General features: G+C 59.6%; 17 protein-coding genes. 3 read left to right on the plus strand and 14 right to left on the minus strand.

The genetic code is table 11. The features are described 5' to 3' along the window. Positions 1–20: 20 nt before the first annotated feature. From CEY11_RS06770 to CEY11_RS06800, 7 genes are all read right to left on the minus strand, one after another. Positions 21–1,094, minus strand: a complete 1,074-nt coding sequence (locus tag CEY11_RS06770) for an ABC transporter ATP-binding protein (protein WP_198958842.1) — start codon at positions 1,092–1,094, stop codon at positions 21–23. Positions 1,095–1,165: 71 nt separating this feature from the next. Continuing rightward, on the minus strand, positions 1,166–3,007 hold the full coding sequence (locus CEY11_RS06775; RefSeq protein ID WP_198958843.1) for an ABC transporter permease: 1,842 nt from the start codon (positions 3,005–3,007) through the stop codon (positions 1,166–1,168). Between the two features lie 286 nt (positions 3,008–3,293). Next, on the minus strand, positions 3,294–4,670 hold the full coding sequence (accC, locus tag CEY11_RS06780; RefSeq protein WP_088602577.1) for an acetyl-CoA carboxylase biotin carboxylase subunit: 1,377 nt from the start codon (positions 4,668–4,670) through the stop codon (positions 3,294–3,296). Positions 4,671–4,739: 69 nt separating this feature from the next. After that, positions 4,740–6,236, minus strand: coding sequence for a CoA-binding protein (locus tag CEY11_RS06785; protein WP_088602578.1), 1,497 nt, complete (start codon positions 6,234–6,236; stop codon positions 4,740–4,742). Positions 6,237–6,240: 4 nt separating this feature from the next. Then, the gene (locus CEY11_RS06790; RefSeq protein ID WP_158215218.1) at positions 6,241–6,957 is read right to left on the minus strand and encodes an acetate--CoA ligase family protein; all 717 of its coding nucleotides are present in this window, start codon (positions 6,955–6,957) and stop codon (positions 6,241–6,243) included. A 38-nt stretch (positions 6,958–6,995) separates the two neighbouring features. Beyond that, a complete protein-coding gene (locus tag CEY11_RS06795) occupies positions 6,996–7,217 on the minus strand; it encodes an acetyl-CoA carboxylase biotin carboxyl carrier protein subunit (protein WP_088602580.1) in 222 nt (73 codons plus the stop codon). A 50-nt stretch (positions 7,218–7,267) separates the two neighbouring features. Continuing rightward, positions 7,268–8,803, minus strand: coding sequence for an acyl-CoA carboxylase subunit beta (locus tag CEY11_RS06800; RefSeq protein ID WP_088602581.1), 1,536 nt, complete (start codon positions 8,801–8,803; stop codon positions 7,268–7,270). Between the two features lie 192 nt (positions 8,804–8,995). Here CEY11_RS06800 and CEY11_RS06805 point away from each other — a divergent pair, with 192 nt between their 5' ends. Further along, the gene (locus CEY11_RS06805) at positions 8,996–9,916 is read left to right on the plus strand and encodes a TrmB family transcriptional regulator (protein ID WP_088602582.1); all 921 of its coding nucleotides are present in this window, start codon (positions 8,996–8,998) and stop codon (positions 9,914–9,916) included. A 376-nt stretch (positions 9,917–10,292) separates the two neighbouring features. Further along, positions 10,293–11,273, plus strand: coding sequence for a tripartite tricarboxylate transporter substrate binding protein (locus CEY11_RS06810; protein WP_088602583.1), 981 nt, complete (start codon positions 10,293–10,295; stop codon positions 11,271–11,273). Positions 11,274–11,416: 143 nt separating this feature from the next. Here CEY11_RS06810 and CEY11_RS06815 read toward each other — a convergent pair whose 3' ends face one another. The 7 genes from CEY11_RS06815 to CEY11_RS06845 all read right to left on the minus strand — a co-directional run bounded on the left by CEY11_RS06815 (position 11,417) and on the right by CEY11_RS06845 (position 18,428). Then, a complete protein-coding gene (locus CEY11_RS06815; protein ID WP_158215219.1) occupies positions 11,417–12,382 on the minus strand; it encodes a Bug family tripartite tricarboxylate transporter substrate binding protein in 966 nt (321 codons plus the stop codon). Between the two features lie 197 nt (positions 12,383–12,579). Next, on the minus strand, positions 12,580–13,179 hold the full coding sequence (locus tag CEY11_RS06820) for a thiamine pyrophosphate-dependent enzyme (RefSeq protein ID WP_088602585.1): 600 nt from the start codon (positions 13,177–13,179) through the stop codon (positions 12,580–12,582). Between the two features lie 4 nt (positions 13,180–13,183). Then, on the minus strand, positions 13,184–13,723 hold the full coding sequence (locus CEY11_RS06825; protein WP_088602586.1) for a thiamine pyrophosphate-binding protein: 540 nt from the start codon (positions 13,721–13,723) through the stop codon (positions 13,184–13,186). Between the two features lie 25 nt (positions 13,724–13,748). Further along, positions 13,749–15,194, minus strand: coding sequence for an aldehyde dehydrogenase family protein (locus CEY11_RS06830; protein ID WP_088602587.1), 1,446 nt, complete (start codon positions 15,192–15,194; stop codon positions 13,749–13,751). Between the two features lie 161 nt (positions 15,195–15,355). Next, the gene (locus CEY11_RS06835) at positions 15,356–15,736 is read right to left on the minus strand and encodes a citrate synthase family protein (RefSeq protein ID WP_143322720.1); all 381 of its coding nucleotides are present in this window, start codon (positions 15,734–15,736) and stop codon (positions 15,356–15,358) included. Between the two features lie 26 nt (positions 15,737–15,762). Beyond that, positions 15,763–17,358 (minus strand): class I adenylate-forming enzyme family protein, encoded by a 1,596-nt coding sequence (locus tag CEY11_RS06840; RefSeq protein WP_088602588.1) that lies wholly within the window; start codon positions 17,356–17,358, stop codon positions 15,763–15,765. Positions 17,359–17,450: 92 nt separating this feature from the next. Continuing rightward, positions 17,451–18,428, minus strand: a complete 978-nt coding sequence (locus CEY11_RS06845) for a Bug family tripartite tricarboxylate transporter substrate binding protein (protein ID WP_088602589.1) — start codon at positions 18,426–18,428, stop codon at positions 17,451–17,453. 282 nt (positions 18,429–18,710) lie between these two features. Here CEY11_RS06845 and CEY11_RS06850 point away from each other — a divergent pair, with 282 nt between their 5' ends. After that, entirely contained in the window at positions 18,711–20,255 is a 1,545-nt protein-coding gene (locus tag CEY11_RS06850; RefSeq protein ID WP_088602590.1) for a DHA2 family efflux MFS transporter permease subunit, read from the plus strand. Positions 20,256–20,262: the final 7 nt, after the last annotated feature.

The following is a 20,262-nucleotide window of genomic DNA, read 5'->3' on the forward strand; positions in this document are numbered from 1 at the left end:
CTGCGGCCCCGCCATCGATATTACTTTTCTTCGAGCTGCTTAGAAACCGGGGCGCCCAGCGTGGCGTCGTCCGGCAATCTGTTGCCGCTTTCGTCGAAAAGATGCAAGTCGGCCCGATCGGCCCAAAAGCTTATCTCGTCCCCCAGCCGGGCGTGGGGCGGGGTATTGGTCGTGGCGAACAGTTTTTGTCCCGCCACGCTTAGCTCAATGATCCAGTTGCCGCCGGTGGGCATGATGCCGGTGACGTCGGCGCAGCCTGTATAGGCGGCTGCGGGCGTCGAGCCCGAGGGGGCGCCGATGCACAGGCTTTCGGGGCGTATGCCCACCGAACCCCGGCATGCGCCCAGGCCCGCGCCGTCGAGGTATTTGCGCAGGGTTGTGGACAGCTCGGAGGCTTCGCCCGCGCCCAGCTCGATGAAGTTCATGGGCGGGCTGCCCACGAACCCGGCCACGAACCTGTTGCAAGGGCGGTTGTAGATATTGTCGGGAGTGTCGAACTGCTGCAGCGTGCCTTCGCTCATGACGGCGATCATGCTTGCCAGGGTCATGGCTTCCCATTGGTCGTGGGTGACGAACACAACGGTGGCCTTGGATTCGAGATGAATTCTCTTGAGCTCGGCTCGCATTTCCAGGCGCAGCTTGGCGTCCAGATTGGACAGGGGTTCGTCCATCAGTATGACGCTGGGCCGTACGACCAGCATGCGCGCCAGCGCGACGCGCTGCTGCTGGCCGCCGGACAGATCCGACGGATAGCGGTCGCGGTACTTGGCGATGCCGAGCTTTTCCATGACCGCGTCGGACGCCGCCCGTCGGGCCTTGCGATCCACTTTGCGCAGCGCCAGGCCGAATTCCACGTTGTCCTGAACGGACAAGTGCGGCCACAGGGCGTAGCTCTGGAACACGAAGCCCATGCCGCGCTTCTCGGGCGGCACATACGTGCCCTTTGCAACCGAGTCGACCACTTGCTCGCCGATCCGGATTTCGCCGGACGTCGGGTGTTCCAGCCCGGCGATCATCCGCAGGGTCGTGGTCTTGCCGCAGCCCGAAGGCCCGAGTACGCACAGGAATTCCCCGTCGCCGATGTCGAGATTCAAGTTCCTGACTGACGGAGCGGCGCTTCTGTTGTAGCGCTTTTCGATTCCGCGTAGCGTGATTCCCGGCACGATCAACCCCCCAATCCCGACGCAAGACTCGTCTTCGTCGCCTTTTGCAAAAACAATGTTCCAAAGAATGCGATGGCCGACAGCATCAGCACGACGGCATCGGCGGCCTGGCTGTAGCCGAAGTCGGCCAGCCGTATGGCGTATGTGGTCAGCAGGTCTGTGCCGGGCGTGGCCAGCATGATCACCAGGCTCAGCCCTTTCAGGCCGGATATGAACGGCAGCAGGATGCCCGCGGCCAGCGGCCCTTTCTGAATGGGAATGACCACCTTGACCAAGCGCTTCCACCAGCCCGCACCGGCGACCTGCGCGGCCTCTTCGGGGTCTTTGCCCAATTGCATCATCGCCGATATGCCGGCGCGCGACGCGAACGGCATCTGGTCGGCCATCAGGGCCAGGATCAGGATCGCGGCGGTGCCGTAAAGGGCCGGGATGGGCCCGTGCGGCACGGCGAATATCGACAGGCAGGCCGCGGCGAAGGCAATGCCGGGCACCAGGTAAGGCAGGAAGGTGACATAGCGCAGATAGGCGCCTATGGATTTCAGCGGCGTGCGCACCACCACGTATCCGACCAGTACGCCGAGCACCCCGGCGCATACCGCCGCGATGCCGACCATCCACAGCGAATTCCAGGCGGCCTGCCAGAAATCGGGCGTGACCAGGATGCCGGTGCTCAGCGCCGTGGTGGGCAGGTCGTGGCCGATCCAGTAGTCCCAGGTGAAGTTGTCGAAAGCGAATTGGCCCGGCACGCGCATGACGGTGCTCAGGAACAGCACCACCAGCGGGATCGCCACGCTTACCGTGAACATGAGGGCGGCCAGGGCGCTCATGGGCAGGCGCCACGAGCCCAGGCGCTGCGCGCGGTTCATGGAGCCCTTCGAGCCTATGGTGACGAAGCGGCGCGCCTCGCGCACCAGGCGCGCGTCGATGAGCACGGAAATGGTACCTATGAGAATGATGACCCCGGCCAGCACCGCGGCTTCTCCGCCCTGCCTGGCCGTGACGCTGCGAAACAGGGAGGTGGCGAGCACGTCGTACTTGACCGGCGCCCCCAGTATGTAGGCCACGCCGAAGTCGCCGAGGCATTTGGCGAAGATCAGGGTAAGCGCCGAGAGCAGAGAGGGCCGCATCAGCGGAATGATGATGCGGCGCGCCACCACCGAGGCACGCGCGCCCAGCATGCGCGCCGAGTCTTCCAGCTGGGAATCGAAAGAGCGCAGCGCGTTGCCGAACAGCAGTATGACGAAGGGTGTGTAATGCAGCGCCAGAACGACCGTAATCGGCAATTGGCCGTATGCGAGCCAGTCGGGCGGTTCGAAGCCCAGGGATTCCATCCACCCCGGCTGCCCGCCTACGGTGCGGTTCAGGAAGACCGCGCTCCAGGCCAATGCGATAGTCCACGAGGGCAGCATGTACGGAACAATGAGCGCGGTGGCGAACCACTTGCGGCCCAGGATGTCGGTTCTGCTGATGAGCCACGCCATGATGCCGCCGGCGACCAGGGCGATGGCCATCGCCCCGAGCGCGACACTGATCGTGTGTATCAGCGGGTACCACAGGATGTCGGGCGCGACGATGGACTTGAATACGCGCGCCAGGTTGTAGAACGTGAAAGCCCCGGCGCTTTGCCCTATGCGCATGGAGTCGGCGAATTGCACCCGGAACGCGTCGGCCAGCAGCGAGACGATGGGGGCGACGATCAGGTAAGTGAACAGAATCGCGGCCAGAATGCCGATGACGGCCGTCGGCTCGCGCAGCGCTATTTTCAGGCGGTACTTGGAAAATATCGGAAACCTTGCGCCGCGGCCTTGCAGGGCCGTGGCCTCACGATGCGTCGCGCTGTGCACCCTGCCTCCTGTGTGCAATCGAATTCAGCCATGGTTTGGAAAATTGATGGCCCGAACCGGCCATCAGTCCGGCCCGCGACACGGGTGGGGCGGCATCGCTGCCAAGCGCGTAGATTGGGTCAGTCGTATATTGATTAATAATCTGCGACGCTGCCCGCACGTCCCGCACGGTTCATCAAGCATGAAGTCTTATATGTCTGGCAGTGCTTGTCAAGCGCCTGCCCCTGCATAAGACCTACGTCGAGGGCGATAGTCATGCCATGGGGTGCGTGGCCTATCGGGGGGGCTACAGCAAATTGCGCATTGGGTGTTTGCTGTACATTTGCTCTTTGACGAATTGCGTATAGGTATCGTTGTTCAGGAAATCGGCCTCGGCCAGTAGGCGTTGGTGAAACTTCACGTTCGTAGTCACGCCTTCGATGTGTACTTCGCAAAGTGCGCGGCGCAGGCGAGCAATGGCCTGGTTGCGATCCTTACCCCAGACGATCAGCTTGGCCAGCAACGAGTCATAGTTGGTAGGCAGATCGTAGCCTGGATATACATGAGTATCTACCCGGACACCGGGGCCGGATGGCATATGGAATTGTGTGATAGTCCCTGCGCGAGGTATGAAGGCCTTGTTGGGATCTTCGGCGTTGATCCTGACTTCGATGGCATGCCCGCGTAGTTTGACGTCATCCTGTTTGAGCGAGAGGCGTTCGCCCGCCGCAATCGCCAGTTGCATCGCTACCAGGTCGGTGCTGGTCAGAAGCTCGGTGACGGGATGCTCGACCTGAATGCGCGTATTCATTTCAATAAAGTAGAACTCGCGCGTGCGGGGATCGACGATGAACTCGACCGTTCCGGCGCTGCGGTAGCCCAGGGACTGGCCCAGTTGTCTTGCTGCGTTGCGGATGTGTTCGCGTGTTTCGGGATCGAGCACGCTTGCGGGGCCTTCTTCGAGCAGTTTCTGATGCCTTCTCTGGATCGAACAGTCGCGATCCCCCAGATGAATGACTTCATTACCGTCGCCGAAAATCTGCACTTCTATGTGGCGAATACGTTCGAGGAACTTCTCGATATACACCGCGCCCGAACCGAAGGCGGTCTCCGCTTCTTTTATGGCGCGGCCTATATTGTCTTTGAGTTCCGCCTCGTTGCGCGCCACGCGCATACCGCGGCCGCCGCCGCCAGCCGCGGCCTTGATCAGCACCGGGTAGCCTATGCGGTTTGCGATGTCGATCGCCTGCTCATCCGATTCAATCGTGTCTGGTGAGCCCATGCTGACAGGAACGCCGGCTTCTTGTGCGCATTGGCGCGCCTTCACCTTGTCGCCCATCATCCGTATGATTTCGGGCTGGGGGCCGATATATACCAGGCCGGCTGCTTCGACCGCCTGGGCGAAGTCGGCGTTTTCGGAAAGAAAGCCATAGCCGGGATGCACCGCATCAGCGCCGCTGTGCCGGGCCGCGTCGATCAGGGCGGTGGCGTTCAGATAACTGTCGGAGGGCTTGGGGCCTCCGATGCAAATGGATTCGTCGGCCATATGGACGGCGCTGGTTTCGCTGTCTGCGGTCGAATAGGCCTGCACCGTCTGAATACCTGCATCGCGGCAGGCGCGGATGATGCGTACGGCGATTTCTCCACGGCTTGCAATGAATACTTTGTTCAAGGGCTTTGTCATGCTACGAGATCGAATGAGTCGGGTTGCGGATAGAGGATGGGAGCGGAGCCGTGGGGCCATGGAAAGGCTTTATGGCTTGGGGGCGCCTGTGCCTGACAGGCCGCGATGGCGCAGGAACCTGCCGTGTTTTTTCAACGCCCCCAATGCGCGAGCTGCCGAGCTCAAGTCGGGAAACGTGGGTATGCCGCGAGCCATGGCCAGGCTGACACATTCCTGTCTCTTGGCTTCATAGACCGTTCTGCCTGAAGATCGCAATACAAGGAATAATCGCGTGCCCTGCGGCAGTGAGTCGTTCAGGTCGAGCGCCATGTGCATGAGCTCGTCCATCAGCGCCCCATTGCGATACGGCAGGATAACCGGGAGATTGATATGCAGGAGAACGATCTCGGGGCGTTCGCCTGCCACAGTAGTTCTCAATACTCGTTCCGGCAGCCGCTCTTGATTACGGTTCAGGATATTGGCCGGGAAGTCCAACGGGTTGTCGAGGCTGGCGCCGGGCGGGATACCCAAGGTTTTCAGTGCCTGTACGGTAGAGGGCTTGATGGCCGGAAGCTCTATGTCCTGGCGCCCCAGTGCGTCCGAGGCCAGGACGCTGGCGCCGCCGCCATTGCCGAACAGCAGTACTCGTCCATCGAAGGGAGGCTGTGTAGGGTTCCAGCTTTGGAACGCGACGAGGGTGTCGATGAAGTCTTCCAGGCTGTTGGCCAGAACCGATCCGGTCTGGGCCGTAAGTGCCTTCCAGATTCTGTCGTTTCCAGCAAGCGAGCCCGTATGAGACGCGGCCGCACGTTGTCCTTGAGCCGTGCGCCCACCTTTGAGAATCACAACGGGCTTTTGGGCGCGCGCCGCGCGCAGGGCTTCGAAGAAGCGGCGCCCTTCGTTGACCGTTTCCAGATAGGCGCCGATGACCCGGGTCTGCGGGTCGGACAAGTAATATTCGAGCAACTCGCAGGGCCCGATGTCGAGGCAATTGCCCAGGGAGACAACGCCGCTGAAGCGCAGGCCGCGGTATTCGCCATTGTTGATTATGTCTACCGACAAACCGCCGCTTTGAGAGAAAATACCTACCGAGCCGGCTGTTCCCATCGGGCTGTCGACGAAGGTGATGCCTGCTGAGGGGGAATATATACCCAGGCAGTTGGGGCCGAGCAGGCGCACGCCGCCGGTGCCCAAGGCATGGATCAACGCTGTCTGCAGCGTCTGGCCGCGGCCGCCTTCGCCAAAGCCACTGGACATGACTTGGGCGAACTTTACATGGCCGCCCGCCTGGGCCAGGAGATCCGGCACCCCCTGCGCGGGAATCGCGATGAAGGCATAGTCGATGGGCTCGGGCGTTTGCGCCAGCCCGGGGTAGGCGGGCAGGCCTTCCAGCTCGGCCTCATGTGGGTGAATTGGGTAGATGTTTCCTTGGTATCCGCCTTGACGCAGCCGGCGGATGAATTTGTTCCCTTGTCCATCGGCCTTGCTTGACACGCCGGCCACGGCGATGGCGCGGGGGTGAAACAGGGCATGAAGTTCAGCCGCGCTCAGGGTGTTTTGTACGGCCGGCCTGGCTGTGGTGCTCATACCTTTAATCCCCTGCGAAAACGATGCGAGCGTCTAGAGCCGTCACCCCTTGCGCGCCGGCAAGCAGCGGGTTGATGTCTAGCTCTTTGACCAGATCCGCCAGTTCGACTAGCAGCCCGTGCTGGCCGCCGACCGCCAGCAGTGCATTGACGAGAATCTGGCCGGGAACGGCTATACCGCCGCGGGCGCCTTGCAGCAGGGGCGCGCCGCGCAGCTCTTCAATCATTTCCTTGGCATCGATTTCGGTGATGGGGCAGATGCGGAAAGTGACATCTTGCAAGATTTCAACGAATACGCCGCCCAGACCGAACATGATGACGGGTCCAAAAGCGTCGTCCCGGTATCCGCCTATGACGATCTCGTGGCCATGGCCGATGGTTTCTTCGAGCAGAAAACCATCGACTTCATAGCCATGTTCCAGGCATCGCTGTGAGATGTCCCGCATGGCGCCGGCAATTGCCGGCGCATCGCTGAGGCCCAGTATAACGGCACTAAAGTCCGACTTGTGCAGGACGTCCGGTGATATCAGCTTGAGTACCACCGGTGTCGTGAGGCCTTGCAATGCTTTATCGATGTCGTCGGCCGATTGGATGACCGCTGAACTGGGTGTCTTTATGCCGAAGGCTTGCAGTACGCGCTTGGCTGCCGGCTCGTCGAGTGCGTCGCGTTTGGCGGCCTTGGCCTGTTCTATCAAATGGCGTGCTGTCTTGACAGCGTCCATGCTGGCTCCGGGTAGGTTGCAGAGGCCAATGGCCGTGGTCATATCTTGAGCTTAACCACTGCGTCGCCTTCGGAAATGGCCTGTCCTTCCGTCACCAGGACTTCTTCGACCACGGCTGCCTCGGTCGCGGTGACGGGGATTTCCATTTTCATTGATTCCAGTATGACGAGTTCGGTGTCTTCTTCCACTGCGTCGCCAGGCTTGACCAGGACTTTCCAGACAGTGCCTGTGATGTCGCTGGGAATAGAGATTGTGGCCATGAAAAACTCCGTGAGATCGTGCGTCGTAGGTGGCTGGTGTAGAGGGCGATTCAATAGCTGGTCGGCCAGTTGGACAGTCGATGTTGTCCTATGCCGCCCGTAGGCGCTCTGGAGTTTATGGCCAATATGGACTTCAGATAGTCACGTGTTTCCAGCGGGGTGATGACGTCCTGAATCTCATATAGTGCCGCAAGCGCCCATGGCGCATTGTCCTGGGTGACACTGTCGGCCAGTTGCTTGAAACGCTCGGGCTCGTCTTCGTAGCGTATCCCGTGCAGCACGTTTACTGCGGTGCCGGCGTCCATGAATCCATAGTCTGCTTCGGGCCACGCTGCAGCTACGTTGCTATTGCGCCCGCCTCCCATGTTCAGGTAGGCCTGCCCATAGTTTTTCCGCAGGGTAATAGTGATTTTCGGGACGGTTACTTGCGTCAGTGCGTTCATCCAATTCATGATGCGTCCGGGCGCACCACGCTTTTCGCCGTCGATGCCGATGAGAAACCCCGGTTGATCTACCAGAAAAACCAGTGGAACGTTGAACGAGTCGCATAGCACCAGAAAACTGGTGGCCTTGGCGCAAGCGTCCACGTCGATGGAGCCACCTTTGAATTTTGGGTTGTTGGCTATGATGCCAACTGTTTTGCCGTCGATGCGGCCCAGCGCGGTGACTAGCGATTTACCGAATCTGGGCTTGAGTTCGAACAGTGAATCTTTATCGAGTATCCGACAGATAGCTTCACGGATGTCGTAGGTTTTTGTGCGAGACTGCGGCACAATGTCCAGAATGTCTTTGATCGCATCGTCAGAGCCCGCGGGCACAGGCGCTACCGGAGGGGCTTCGCCATTATGGCTGGGCAGATAGCTGAGAAAGCGTTTGACTTGTTCGAGTGCTTCTTCGTCCGTATCGACCGCGACGTCGACGAGCCCGGTGGTGCTGGTGTGCAGCTTCCAGCCGCCTAGTTCTTCGGGGTCGACACTTTGCTTGATGGCAAGTGCGGTAACTCGGCTGCTCGCCACAGCCATGGTTGCTCCTTTTCGCATCACCACGAAGTCGGACAAGCATGAATACCAAGTCGATGAGCCGTAGCAACTGCCCAGCAGCGCCGATACCCAGGGCGTGCGGCGATCACGCAGATACTCGATCGGATCCTGTCCCAAGATGGCACGGCCTTCCGCACCCATGCGGTCAGGCATGCGTGCGCCGGCCGATTCGCCAAGCAAGATGAGCGGCATGCCGGAATCTTTGGCTATGGCGCGGATGTGCTTGATTTTTTTACCATTGACTACGCTGCTCGAGGCCCCCAGAACGGTGAAATCGTTTGAAACCACGGCGACGGGGCGCTTTTTTATCGTGCCGAACCCGGCGATTTTGCCGTCGGCCGGAGTCTTGTCGCGTACCGCAGGGCGGTACGAGGCAGATAGCAGCCCGAATTCGCGAAAGCTGTCCTGGTCGAGCAATAGGTCGAGTCGTTCGCGTGCGTTCAGCACGTTTTGAGTGCGCCGCTTTGCGAGACGTTCCGCGCCGCCCATGGCCAGCGCCTTGGCGCGCCGTTGTTGCAGTTCGGTATAGTGTGAGTCTTGGCTCATGGTCGTTGCTTGCCGGTGGTCAATTTTTATACAATAAATTGTAGTAGTGATTGCTACTACTGTCAATTTGTGAAATGCCCCTGGCGGCTTGCTCGGTGCGGGGGCCAGCAGCTTTCGTTGGCATCCGGTTTACGATGGAATCACCTTCTGTTTACACGGTGATCTGGCATATAGAATGGAAGAAATACTCTTATGGCAAAACAGCGTGTTGTAACGAAAACCAGTCTGAGAAAACGCAATGGCGAAGCTGTAGATCCGGTGCATGATTTGCAGCGTCTTGGTTTTTCCGAGTACGAGGCATGTACCTATCTGAGCTTGTTGCGCGGTAGCCCGGCTACGGCGTACGAGGTGAGCAAGAATGCAGGCCTGCCGCGCGCCAATACTTATGCTGCGCTTGAAAGCCTTGCAAAGCAGCAAGCTGTTCAGCCCGTTAGCGAGAATCCTGTGCGCTACGTGCCGGTCGAGCCGGGCGTACTGTTGCAAAGAATCTCTTCCGACGTCAGCGATCTGTGTGATCGCCTGCAGAAGCAGTTCGAGGAGCTGGAGCCACAAGAGAGTTCCGATGTGGTGTGGAGCCTGGAGGGGGATGACAGAATCACGGCGAAAATTGATGAGTTGATCGACACGGCAACTCGCCATGTCTGGATCAAAGCTTCGACGGAAGTTCTGCGTAAACATGCGCCACGCATGAAGAAGGCTGCGGCGCGAGGCGTCAAGCTGGTATTCGTGGTTTTCGGCGATGACGTCAAATTCCTGCGCTTTGGGAAAAACAGCAAGGTTTACCTGCACGAAGGTAACGGCCTGCGAGTTGGGGGTGCAGACAATCTTTTCACGCTTGCCATCGATTATCACGTGGCTTTAATGGCGAGTCTGGGGCCTGTGTTGACGGGCGCTTACACCACTAATCCAGCTGTGGTGCGTATGGCTGAAACTTTGATCCGCCATGACGTCTACATGGCTGAAATGATGTCGTTCCTCGGCGATCAGATTGAGTCGCGCTTTGGACGTGGCCTGGTGGAATTGAGGAAAGATCTGTTCTCCCCCGATCAGATGGCGCTTTTGTCGGCCAACCTGGGCAAAGACGCCGGGAAGCCCGCTAAGGGCGCTGACTGAAGCAGCCTCCGAGTGGCTTGCTGCTTGTTTGCGTCGGTGCCTGCGTAGCGGTTTCCCCTCTGTAGGCATATAGCCATATAGTCGCGTTTGTGGGCCGGTCAGGCATGGGCGCCGCGATCGAGCCGCGCCTGCGACGGCAAGCCAAAATTGTGCACGAAACTCTTTGGGCATGGCATCGATGTTTGTTCTGATTGACTAGTAGCAGCTATAAGAACTACGATAAAAAACTATAAGAAAAGTGGCGGTGATTGCGCTGCGATGTTGTGGTTCTGTCGCGAAGGCATAGCCGCTTTCACAGAGTGGGGGCGTATGGATACCTTGGCCCTGGTGCGAGCCAATTCGAAGTAGCCCCATACTTCAATCCTGGAGACATGTGATGCGAAAGCTTATCCTTTTGAGTCTGGCTGCTTTTTTTTCTGTTCTGTGCTTGAGAAATGCTGTTGCGGAACCACAGCAGCCGGGACGGGATACGCAATTCATTGTTCCTGCCGGGCCCGGGGGCTCTTTGGATATCGTTGCTAGAAAGCTTCAGGAGCTGTTGCTGAAGAAGAAACTGGTCAGCAGTTTTGTCGTGCTCAACAAACCTGGCGCGGGGGCTCAGCTCGCTTTGAATGTGTTGGATCAGAACTTGGGTAACCCCAACTTTCTGATGACTTTGCCCACTGCCATCATCAACAATAGCTATCTGGGGGTGATCAAGACCACGTACAAGAATTACACGCCGATCGCTATGTTGCTTGATGGCTATATTGGTGTGCTGGTGCGCAGCGATTCCCCTTTCAAGACGGCTAAAGACTTGATCGACCAGCTCAAGAAGGATCCGGACAGCCTGAACATTGCCATTGCCGCCAGCCTGGGCAACGATATTCATGTGGGCGTGGCCAAAGCTTTGATGCTCGCCGGCGTCGATATTTCAAAGCTGACGTTTGTGCCGTTCAAGTCGTCGGGCGTATCCATTACCAATCTCATCGGCGGCAACGTGGACGTCGTCGGGGCGACAACGCCAACCATTATTCCGGCTTTGCAAACGGGCAAGGTTCGTGTGTTGGCCATCGGTTCGCCTGAACGCCTGAAAGGCCCCTTGAGTAATGTTCCGACTTGGAAAGAACTGGGTATCGATACGATTACCTCGTCACCGCAGGGCGTGCTGGCTCCCAAAGGCATTACGCCCGAACAGGTGAAGTTCTGGGAATCGAACTTCAGGCAAGTAACCGAAACTCAGGAGTGGCACGACTTCCTGGAGCAAAACCAGTGGGCGCCCCGCTTCATGGGGGCATCACAAACGGTGGACATGCTTGCTTCGGAAACCAAGTCCATCGAAGAAGTGCTGGACAAGCTGCATCTGAAGAAACAGTGAAAGTAGCCGGCCGGCCGTCGTCCGGGACGAAAGGCTGGCCGGGTAAACTTCAAAGAATTTGCGTTGTCAATGCAAAGGATCGACGTTAATTTCCCGGCCCTGCTGTGTTTTGTCGGATGAGTAGTCGGTGTGGCTTGGTTTCGTTATTGGATCAGGTGCAATTTCTTCACCATGCCACCCCACTTACGCATGCCTTCTTCCACCGACTTCCTGGCCTGCGCGAGCGAGCCCCCCGTGGGCACCGTTCCCTCACTGGCGAGAATGTGTTTGACTTCGTCGTTCTTGAGCGCGGCGTTAATGTCTTTGTTCAAGCGTTCGAGCAAAGGTTTGGGGATGCCCGCTGGCGCCGCCACGCCGAACCAGCTAATGGCCTCATAGCCGGGCAGGCCGGCTTCGGCAATGGTAGGTATCGAAGGCGCCACCGGAGAACGGTGGGCGGATGTAACGCCCAGAACCTTGATGCGGGGGCTGCCGATATATCCCTTGATCAAAGGGAATGGGGCGAAATTGAGGTCGATGATGCCGGACAAGGTATCGGTCACGGACGGGCCACTGCCTTTGTAGGGAACGTGGATCATGGAAATGCCAGCCATCGATGCAAACAGCTCTCCGAATAAATGGTTGGATGAGCCTGTTCCTGAAGATCCGTAATGTAGCTTGTCCGGGTGCGCCTTGGCATAGGCGATCAGGCCTTTGACGTCGCTGTATGGCTGCTTGGCATTGGCGATCAGGTATAGGGGTGGAGCCGCGAGCTGGATGACCGGAACCAGGTCGGTCAATGGTTTGTAGCGCAGTTGGGGGCGTATGGCGTTGGCCACCAACATATTGCCGAATGTGGCGATCCCCAGGGTGTAGCCATCGGGCGGGGATGTCGCGACTGTCTCCAGGCCTATCGTCCCGGTCGCTCCTGGTCGATTTTCAACAACTACGCTTTGATGCCATTTTTTCGATAGCTCAGTGGCGAGTACTCGGGCCAGCGAATCGGTGGTGCCTCCGGGCGAGTACGGAACAATTATCTTGACTGGGTGTGAGGGAAAGATGTCTTGCTTCGCGCCGTGCGCCGGGGCCGGTGTGGAACAAGAAAAAATGCCCAACAGCCCCGCCAGCATCACGGCGGGCCCAGAGGCTTTACGGTTTTGTCGCAAGAAGTGCATAGGTATCCTCCGTTTCAACAGAGCGTCATGCCTTCGAGCCGGTTATGCGTGGCTTTGCAAGACATGCGCTTACACAAAAGCATCTCTTTCAATGCACGCACGGAACCAAGCCGGCCCCGTACAGGGCCGAACGACATCCGTGTGGCGGGTTTTTAGTGTTGGCTTAGAAGGGCATTGCGAAAGCGCAGCTTCATGAGTACACCATCGCGTGTTTTTGCCAGGTGTCCGGGATGCTTGGGTGAAACCTTGAAATTGATTACCACTGGCCCGACACCATGCAGCAAGTCTTTAATGGCCTCGTCCACCTGGCCTTCTTGGTCTACCGTGCGGGCTATTGGTATGCCGCAAGATGCGGCGACTTCACCCAGCTCGACACTCTGGGATGTGGCGGTCAGTTGATCCCCTGTCTCGCCATAAATGCCATTGTCGAAAATGGCCAGCGACAGATTCTTGGCGCCGGATATGGCGCAAGTGGCCAAGGATCCCAGACCGCACAGGACATCGCCGTCGCCCATGAGCACCATGATCCGCTTGTCCGGCTGGGCCAGGGCCAGCCCTAGGCCGACCATGGTCGCGCCGCCGAGCGCGCCATGAAGATTGAATATCAGCGGGTGGTCGGCGCCACGTGCCGCGACGGAGTCATAGGAGGCGCTACTCAGTCCGGTAATCACCGGCATTTTGTCCTGATCCTTGAGAAGCTTCTTGACGATTTCGCGTCGATCCAGGGTGTATGAAGTATGTCGGCTATTCATGTTCTTACCTAAGGAAGCGTTTGACGCCCATCACTCGTTGGCTGAAAAAAACGCCGACGCCGTTCAGGGTATTGAAGGCCTGTTCGGCTGCCGCGGCGACGCTCGGCCCAGCGTCCTGCACATCGCTCACCCGCATGGTGTGAAACCCGGCCATCTTGAAGTAGTCCTGGCAGCGCTGACCCATGGGAACCTGCCAGCGATTCCCTTCCGCCCAACTGGAGCGCCACGAGACCAGAGCCAGCAAGGGGAATTGGCAGACTTCGGACATTGACGCGGTATTGATAATGTTGCCGACCCCAGTGCTTTGCATTATCAGGCAGCCCTTGGCGCCACCCAGCCAACAGCCAGCGAGTAGAGTCGGGCCTTCGGATTCGTTGGTAAGCGGAATGGTCTTCATGTCTTTGTCCGCCAGGCACAAATCAATAATTTCCTTCATGCCGCCGTCCGGCACGAAGGCAACCACGGTTACACCCTGGCTCTTTAAGGCGTTATAGACGTCTTGCGACCAATTGCCGGCCGTGCCGTCCGAAACTTCGCTTGCCATAGTTTTGTTCCTCTTGTTGCTTGCTTTATTGGAATACGATGAGTCGTTCGCGGGTCATGGCTCGAACCGAGTCCGCCGGGCTTTCGCGCCCATACCCTGACAGGCGGTCTCCGCCGTAGGGGATTTGGTCGGGGCGAAAGGTCGACGTACCATTGACGATGATGGCGCCCGCTATGACGCTGCGATGTGCTTGCAGCGCTATGGAAACAGATTCGGTAAACAGTCCGAAGTTGATGCCGTACCCGGTGGCATTCACCCAATCGAACGTCTGCTGGATATTGCAGTATTCATGCACGATCACGACCGGGCCGAAGATTTCCTCGCACACTACTTGGGAGTCGAGAGAGGCTTTGACCAGCACGGTAGGCTCTACCATGGTGCCGTCTCTGTGGCCGCCGGTCAGGCACCGCGCCCCTGCTCGAACAGCAGCTTCGATCCGCTCTACGATGCGCTGCGCTGCGGCCAGGTTGATGACGGGGCCAAGGTCGGTCTGCGGATCGAGCGGATCGCCGACTTTGAGCGCTTCGACTCGCGCGACTAACATTTTTTTGAAGGCAGTGGCGACATCAGTGTGCACGAAGATATTCTGTACCGATGCGCAACTTTGCCCCGCGAGGCGGAAGCCCGACGTGGCGCAGGCGGATGCGGCAAGCTCTAAATTAGCGTCCGAGTGCACGACTGTCGGCCCGAGTCCGCCGAGTTCGAGCGTACACGGGCGCATGCCGGCGGCCTCTTTGACCGCCTTGCCGGCGCGCAGAGAGCCAGTGAATGAAAGAAAGCCGAGCCGCTCGTCGGCAAAAAGCGCTTGCCCTGTCTGAGCCCGCCCTTGCAGCAAGTTGATGGCGCCGTCAGGAAAGCCTGCTTGAAGGAAGTGCCCCACCAAGCGGTCGACCGTTCCCGCTGCCTCGGGAGGGGCCTTGAGAACGCAGGTATTGCCCGCGGCCAGTGCGGGCGACAATTTGTGGCAAGACAGGTTGACTGGCGCGTTGAACGGCACGACCATGCCCACTGTTCCTATGGGGAAACGCTGGGACACTGCGAGCTTGCCTGCGCCGACTGGGCTGGCGTCCAGAGGTATTTGGCGCCCGGCGATGCGCGTAGCTTCTTCTGCGCTCAGGCTGATCACGTCTGCCGCGCGAGCCATCTCCACCCGGCTTTCGCGTATGGCCTTGCCGGTTTCGCGGCTGAGCAGAGCGGCCAATTCTGCAGAGTCGCGCCGCAGGCTTTCGGCCGCGGCGCGTAGACGCCGAGCCCTTTCGAAGCCGGGCAGTTCGGCCATTGCCGGCTGTGCAGCACAGGCCCTGGCCACGGCTTCTTGAACTTCTTTGACGCTTGCCTCGTGTACGCACGTGACTATGGTGCCGTCATAGGGCGAAATAACATCCAGCCTCGAGGCGTCGAGCGCCGACGCGACGGCGGTGTTGTGGCCGACGTAGCCAGAGCTTTGAGAAAGGGAAGGTTTGTCTACCATCGCTGCACCATAGCTTGCAATGAATGCGTGGCTTTAATTGCAAAATATAGTAGCAGCAATGACAACTACTGTCAACGAATTGCTGATGTGCGCCGTCGGCGTAGTAACGACACTGCGGCTTCAACGATGGTGCGCCGTTGCCTGCTCTTCCACCATGGTTTTTATTTCGCGCGCGGATCCACGGGCTTGTGGATGTGGTGGCCGATTCCGGGAATAGAGCGGCCGCCCTTTATGAGCTCGGCAACCACGCGGTGCGCCAGCGCTTCGACATCGGGTGCCGCGGAGGGATCGGGTACGGCTTCTTGCAGCATGCGCGTGGCGATGGCGCTGGGCGTCATGCCGTGTTCGACCAGAATGACCGTCAAGGCGTTGAACATGCGCGATTCGCGCGGGCTGGGCAGGCGATCGGTCAATTCCAGAAAGGCCATGTCCCCGAGGGACACCTTGCCCATGATGTCCCGGCAAAGATCCAGGCCTTTGATCGTGATTTTGTCTTCGGTGCTCCAGCCGATGTCTGTTCTGAGCTGCTTGCGTCTAGCCACGAGTTGTCCTTGGGGTTTGCTGGCGATCAGTGTTGGAAGTCAACGGCCTTGGCGCGAATCTGGGGGTCGTCACGCAGCGCGGCCTTGGCGATCTTGTGCGTGGCCGTGTAGGGCAGGGAATCCAGCAGCACGACGTATCGGGGCACTTTGACCGCAGCCAGCCGGCGCGCGCACCACGCAACGATGTCCGATTCGGTCAGGCTGGCCTGCGGACGGGCTGCTACCGCCACGAATATATCGTCTTCCCCCAATTCGGAGGGCACGGCGAGTGCCGCCGCCTGGAATACGCCGGGGTGTTCGCCGATCACCATTTCCAGTTCGGCGGCGGCAATGTTTTCCCCGCGGCGCCGGATAATGTCTTTCTTGCGCGATACATGAAAGTAGAAGCCGTCGGCATCGCATTTGACCAGATCCCCGGTCTTCAGCCAGCCGTTGTCGAATGCCTTCCGGGTCTGTTCGGGGTCGCGGAAATAGCCTTGCATGACGATGGGTGATTTGACCCACAGCTCGCCGATGGCGCCGGCCGCGACGTCGCGGCCCTCGTCGTCCACTACACGGCATTGCGCCCATGGCCTCGACGGATCCGGATGGCTGCCGACAGTTCCCATGCTGCCTTCCTTGTCGGGCCCGTCATAGGGGTTGCAGGTTACGCCGGGGATCTCGGTCATGCCGAAGCCCGAGAAGAGCTGCGGCACGCCGAAGTCTTTGCGGAACACGGGGGCGGATTTTCTGCGTACGCCGTAGACCGCGCGCAGGCGATGATCCGGCCGGTATTCACTGCGGTCGCGCGCACACAGGATGGTGCCGATCGCTTCGATGATATTGACCACGGTGGCGCCGTTGTCCGCAACCGTGTCCCAGAAGCGGGAGGCCGAGAAGCGCGGCTCGACGATCAGGCTTGCCCCGGCGGCCAGAGTGCCGCCCACGGAGTAGAACAGCGCGTTCATGTGAAAGAACGGCAGGATGACCATTGCCCGGTCTTCGGGCTGCAGATGCACGCGGGCCACGTTTGCCTCGCCGGCGGTTACCAGGTTTTCCTGGCTGTGCATCACGCCTTTGGGGAAGCCGGTAGTGCCCGAGGTGTAAATGATGACGCAGGTATCCCCGGCCGCTGCGTCGGTGGCGGGTGTTTCATCGGGGGCGCTGTCGATGGCGGCGGCCAGTGAGTCCGGCCCTTGGGAATCGGCCTGTCCCCACGTCAGCATCCAGGGCTCTTGGGTGAGACGGGGCGTGCATTGTTCGAGCAGGCCCTGCAAGCTGTCGTGCGCAATGATCCCCTGCACCTGCGCGTGACCCAGCACGTAATCGAGTTCGCGCGTTCCGAAGCCGGGGTTGACCGGCACCATGATGGCGCCCAATTGCGCCAGTGCGAACAATGCCAGCACGTGCACCACGTCGTTCGGGCCGATGACTGCGACGCGATCGCCGTGGCCGACGCCCCGTGCCGCGAGGGCGCTCGCCAGCTTTTTGTAGCGAGCCCCGAATTCACGCCAGCTCAGCTGCACGTTGCCCTGGATGATAAAGCTGACATCGCCCTTGCGGGCGCAGCGGCTGGCGAAGGCATCGTCCAGGGTGCCATTGTGGGGACGATAGCTGCGCAGTACCTCGAGCGGGCTTTTCACGGAAACGGATCCTTGATTATGGGTTGCGTGGGCTTACTTGCAAATGAAGAAGCACGGCCGGCTGAAGCCGGCGCAGCCTGTTGCGCGTTGTGTCACGATGCCGGCGCCTTGACGGGCTTCGGCGCCGACAAGGTGCTCCATCTGGAAATTTCGTCATGCAAGAAACTGCCGAACTCGGCCGGAGATGTCACCTGGACTTCTCCATCGATGACTTCCAGGCGTTGCACGACCTTGGGGTCGGACAGGCTTTGCCGCAGGGCCTTGTTCACCTTGAGAATGATATCGTCGGGAGTGCCCGCCGGCGCCAGAATGCCCCACCATACGAATGCGGCGAAGTCCTTGACCCCTTGCTCCGCAATGGTTTTCGTGTCGGGGGCGGACTTGAGGCGATGCTGGCCGGAGGTGCCCAGCAATTTGACGCGCCGGCTGGCGAGCAGGGGTTTTATCTGAGAGAACCCCGTGAAGGCCAGATCCACATTTCCGCCCGCCACATCCAGCATGGCGGGGCCGGCGCCCCGATAAGAAACGTTGAGCAGATCCAGGCCCGTGGCCTTGCCGAACAACTCCGAAGCGAGGTAGGACGCCGAGCCCAGGCCCGATGTCGCCACGGTAAATGGATGATGGCTTTTCTTGCCCAGAGCCAGCAGTTGCGGGATATTGTCGGCCTGCAGCGATGATCGGGCGGCCAGGCCCATTGCGTAAGTCAGGATCAATCCGACCGGTGTGAAATCGTCGGGCGTCTTGTAGGGCAGATGCGGCTGCAGTGCGGGGTTGGTCGCGAAGCTGGGATTGACAAGTAACAATGTATAGCCGTTGGCCGGGGCCTTGGCGACGACTTCGGTGCCGATGACCGTGTTGCCGCCTCCGCGATTGTCTACGATCACGGGCTGCTTCATGATTTCCGAGAATTTCCCCGCCCAGGAGCGCGCGATGAAGTCGCCGCCGCCTCCGGCTGCGAAGGGGACGACGATGTGGATGGGCCGGTTTGGATAACTGCTGCTGTCGGCGGCTTTCGGCACGCCTGGGAAAACGCAGGCCAGGAACAGGCTGGCCAATATCATCGATTTCATTTTGTCTCCCTATCTTGCTTGGTGTTTTACCAGGTGGTGGAACCTGCGCGGCTTGCACGATATGGTTCCGAAAAGCCGCATGCGGCGGTGATTTCCAGTATTGCCCTTGTCAGGGAATATCATGCTGCACCGGCGGTATTTTTGGAATTGCAACTTTCTGAATATTTATTGCGTTAGGTGCATTAATCGGCAGCAGGCCGCATGCAGATTTGCTTGCGACTCGATACTGATTAAACTGAATGCCGGGATTACTATATCGACACGTGCAAGTACGCTACAGCCATGGAAATCACGCCTGCCACGACAAGCCAGGCAACTGACGCATTCAAGCCCTCAAGTCTAGTGCTGGCGACGCTCGGCCTGTCGCTCGGAACCTTCATGCAGGTTCTGGACATCAGTATTGCAAATGTATCGCTGCCCACCATTGCGGGCAACCTGGCGGCCAGCCAGGATCAGTCGACGTGGGTGATTACTTCGTTCACGGTGTGCCAGGCGATCACGCTGCCCATGACGGGTTTTCTTTCGCGGCGCTTCGGCGAGGTGAAGGTGTTCATCTGGGCGGTGCTGCTGTTTTCCCTGTTTTCGCTGGCCTGCGGGCTGGCGACCAGCCTGCCGATGCTGGTGGCGTTTCGCGCGATGCAGGGCGCGGTCTGCGGGCCCATGTATCCGATCACGCAAAGCCTGATGGTGTCGATCTATCCGCGCGAGAAGCGGGCCATGGCGCTGGCCATCATCAGCATGATCACGGTGGTGGCGCCGATCGTGGGGCCGGTCGCGGGCGGCTGGATCACGGATTCGTACTCATGGCGCTGGATCTTCTTCATCAACGTGCCCATCGGGCTGTTTGCGGCTGGGCTGGTGCTGGTTCAGATGCGTGCGCGTATGGAGCAATTGCGGCGCGAGCGCATCGATTGGGTGGGGGCCGCCACCCTGATATTGGGCGTGGGTTCGCTGCAGGTCATGCTGGATCGCGGCAATGAGCTCGACTGGTTCGGGTCGAGCACCATTGTCGCCCTGGCGGCCGTGGCCGTGGTTTCGCTGACGGTCTTCGTGATCTGGGAATTGACCGACCAGCGGCCCATCGTCGATCTGCGCCTGTTCCGGCACCGCAATTTCGCGGCCGGCACGCTGGCCCTGGTGCTGGCCTTCGGGCTGTTTTTTTCGGTGGCGCTGATGCTGCCGCTGTGGCTGCAGAATACGCTGGGGTACACGGCGATGTGGTCGGGCCTGGCCGTGGCGCCCATGGGCGTGATCCCAATTCTATTGACCTTTTGGGTCGGCAAGTATGCCGCCCGCTTCGATCTGCGCTGGCTGACGGCAGCTTCCTTCATCGTGATGAGCTTCGTCTGCTTCCGCTTCGGCAGCTTCAATACGGAAGTCGATTTCGTGCATATCGCGCTGACCGAACTGGCGTTGGGGCTGGGCATTGCCTTGTTCTTCATGCCGATATTGACCATTCTGCTTTCGGATCTGGACGGCCCCGAGGTTGCCGAAGGGTCGGGTTCGGCGACGTTCCTGCGTACGGTCGGCGCCAGTTTCGCGGTGTCGATCACGACCTATTTGTGGACTCGCGGCGCCGCCGAAAGCCATGCACGCCTGGCCGAGTTCATTACCTTGTCGAATGCCGAAGTGCGCCGCGGCATCGCCGCCAGCGGCGGCTCGCTGCAGCACTATGCGGCCGGCATCAACCAGGCCATTACCCAGCAGGCCATGCAGATTTCCTTCAATCAGATATTCGATGCGCTGGGCTTCTGCTTTCTTGCCCTGATCGCGATTGTCTGGCTGTCCAAGCCGCCTTTCGTCAGGGCGCAGGCGCGCGGCCGGTAGCGCGTGT

The sequence above is a fragment of the Candidimonas nitroreducens genome (assembly GCF_002209565.1).
GTDB lineage: Bacteria > Pseudomonadota > Gammaproteobacteria > Burkholderiales > Burkholderiaceae_B > Candidimonas > Candidimonas nitroreducens.

Bases quoted from the DNA above. Each gene is read 5' to 3' on its own strand.
- accC (WP_088602577.1), bottom strand. From the start codon at position 4,670: ATGACAAAGCCCTTGAACAAAGTATTCATTGCAAGCCGTGGAGAAATC.
- CEY11_RS06785 (WP_088602578.1), bottom strand. From the start codon at position 6,236: ATGAGCACCACAGCCAGGCCGGCCGTACAAAACACCCTGAGCGCGGCT.
- CEY11_RS06790 (WP_158215218.1), bottom strand. From the start codon at position 6,957: ATGGACGCTGTCAAGACAGCACGCCATTTGATAGAACAGGCCAAGGCC.
- CEY11_RS06795 (WP_088602580.1), bottom strand. From the start codon at position 7,217: ATGGCCACAATCTCTATTCCCAGCGACATCACAGGCACTGTCTGGAAA.
- CEY11_RS06800 (WP_088602581.1), bottom strand. From the start codon at position 8,803: ATGAGCCAAGACTCACACTATACCGAACTGCAACAACGGCGCGCCAAG.
- CEY11_RS06805 (WP_088602582.1), top strand. From the start codon at position 8,996: ATGGCAAAACAGCGTGTTGTAACGAAAACCAGTCTGAGAAAACGCAAT.
- CEY11_RS06810 (WP_088602583.1), top strand. From the start codon at position 10,293: ATGCGAAAGCTTATCCTTTTGAGTCTGGCTGCTTTTTTTTCTGTTCTG.
- CEY11_RS06815 (WP_158215219.1), bottom strand. From the start codon at position 12,382: ATGCTGGCGGGGCTGTTGGGCATTTTTTCTTGTTCCACACCGGCCCCG.
- CEY11_RS06820 (WP_088602585.1), bottom strand. From the start codon at position 13,179: ATGAATAGCCGACATACTTCATACACCCTGGATCGACGCGAAATCGTC.
- CEY11_RS06825 (WP_088602586.1), bottom strand. From the start codon at position 13,723: ATGGCAAGCGAAGTTTCGGACGGCACGGCCGGCAATTGGTCGCAAGAC.
- CEY11_RS06830 (WP_088602587.1), bottom strand. From the start codon at position 15,194: ATGGTAGACAAACCTTCCCTTTCTCAAAGCTCTGGCTACGTCGGCCAC.
- CEY11_RS06845 (WP_088602589.1), bottom strand. From the start codon at position 18,428: ATGAAATCGATGATATTGGCCAGCCTGTTCCTGGCCTGCGTTTTCCCA.
- CEY11_RS06850 (WP_088602590.1), top strand. From the start codon at position 18,711: ATGGAAATCACGCCTGCCACGACAAGCCAGGCAACTGACGCATTCAAG.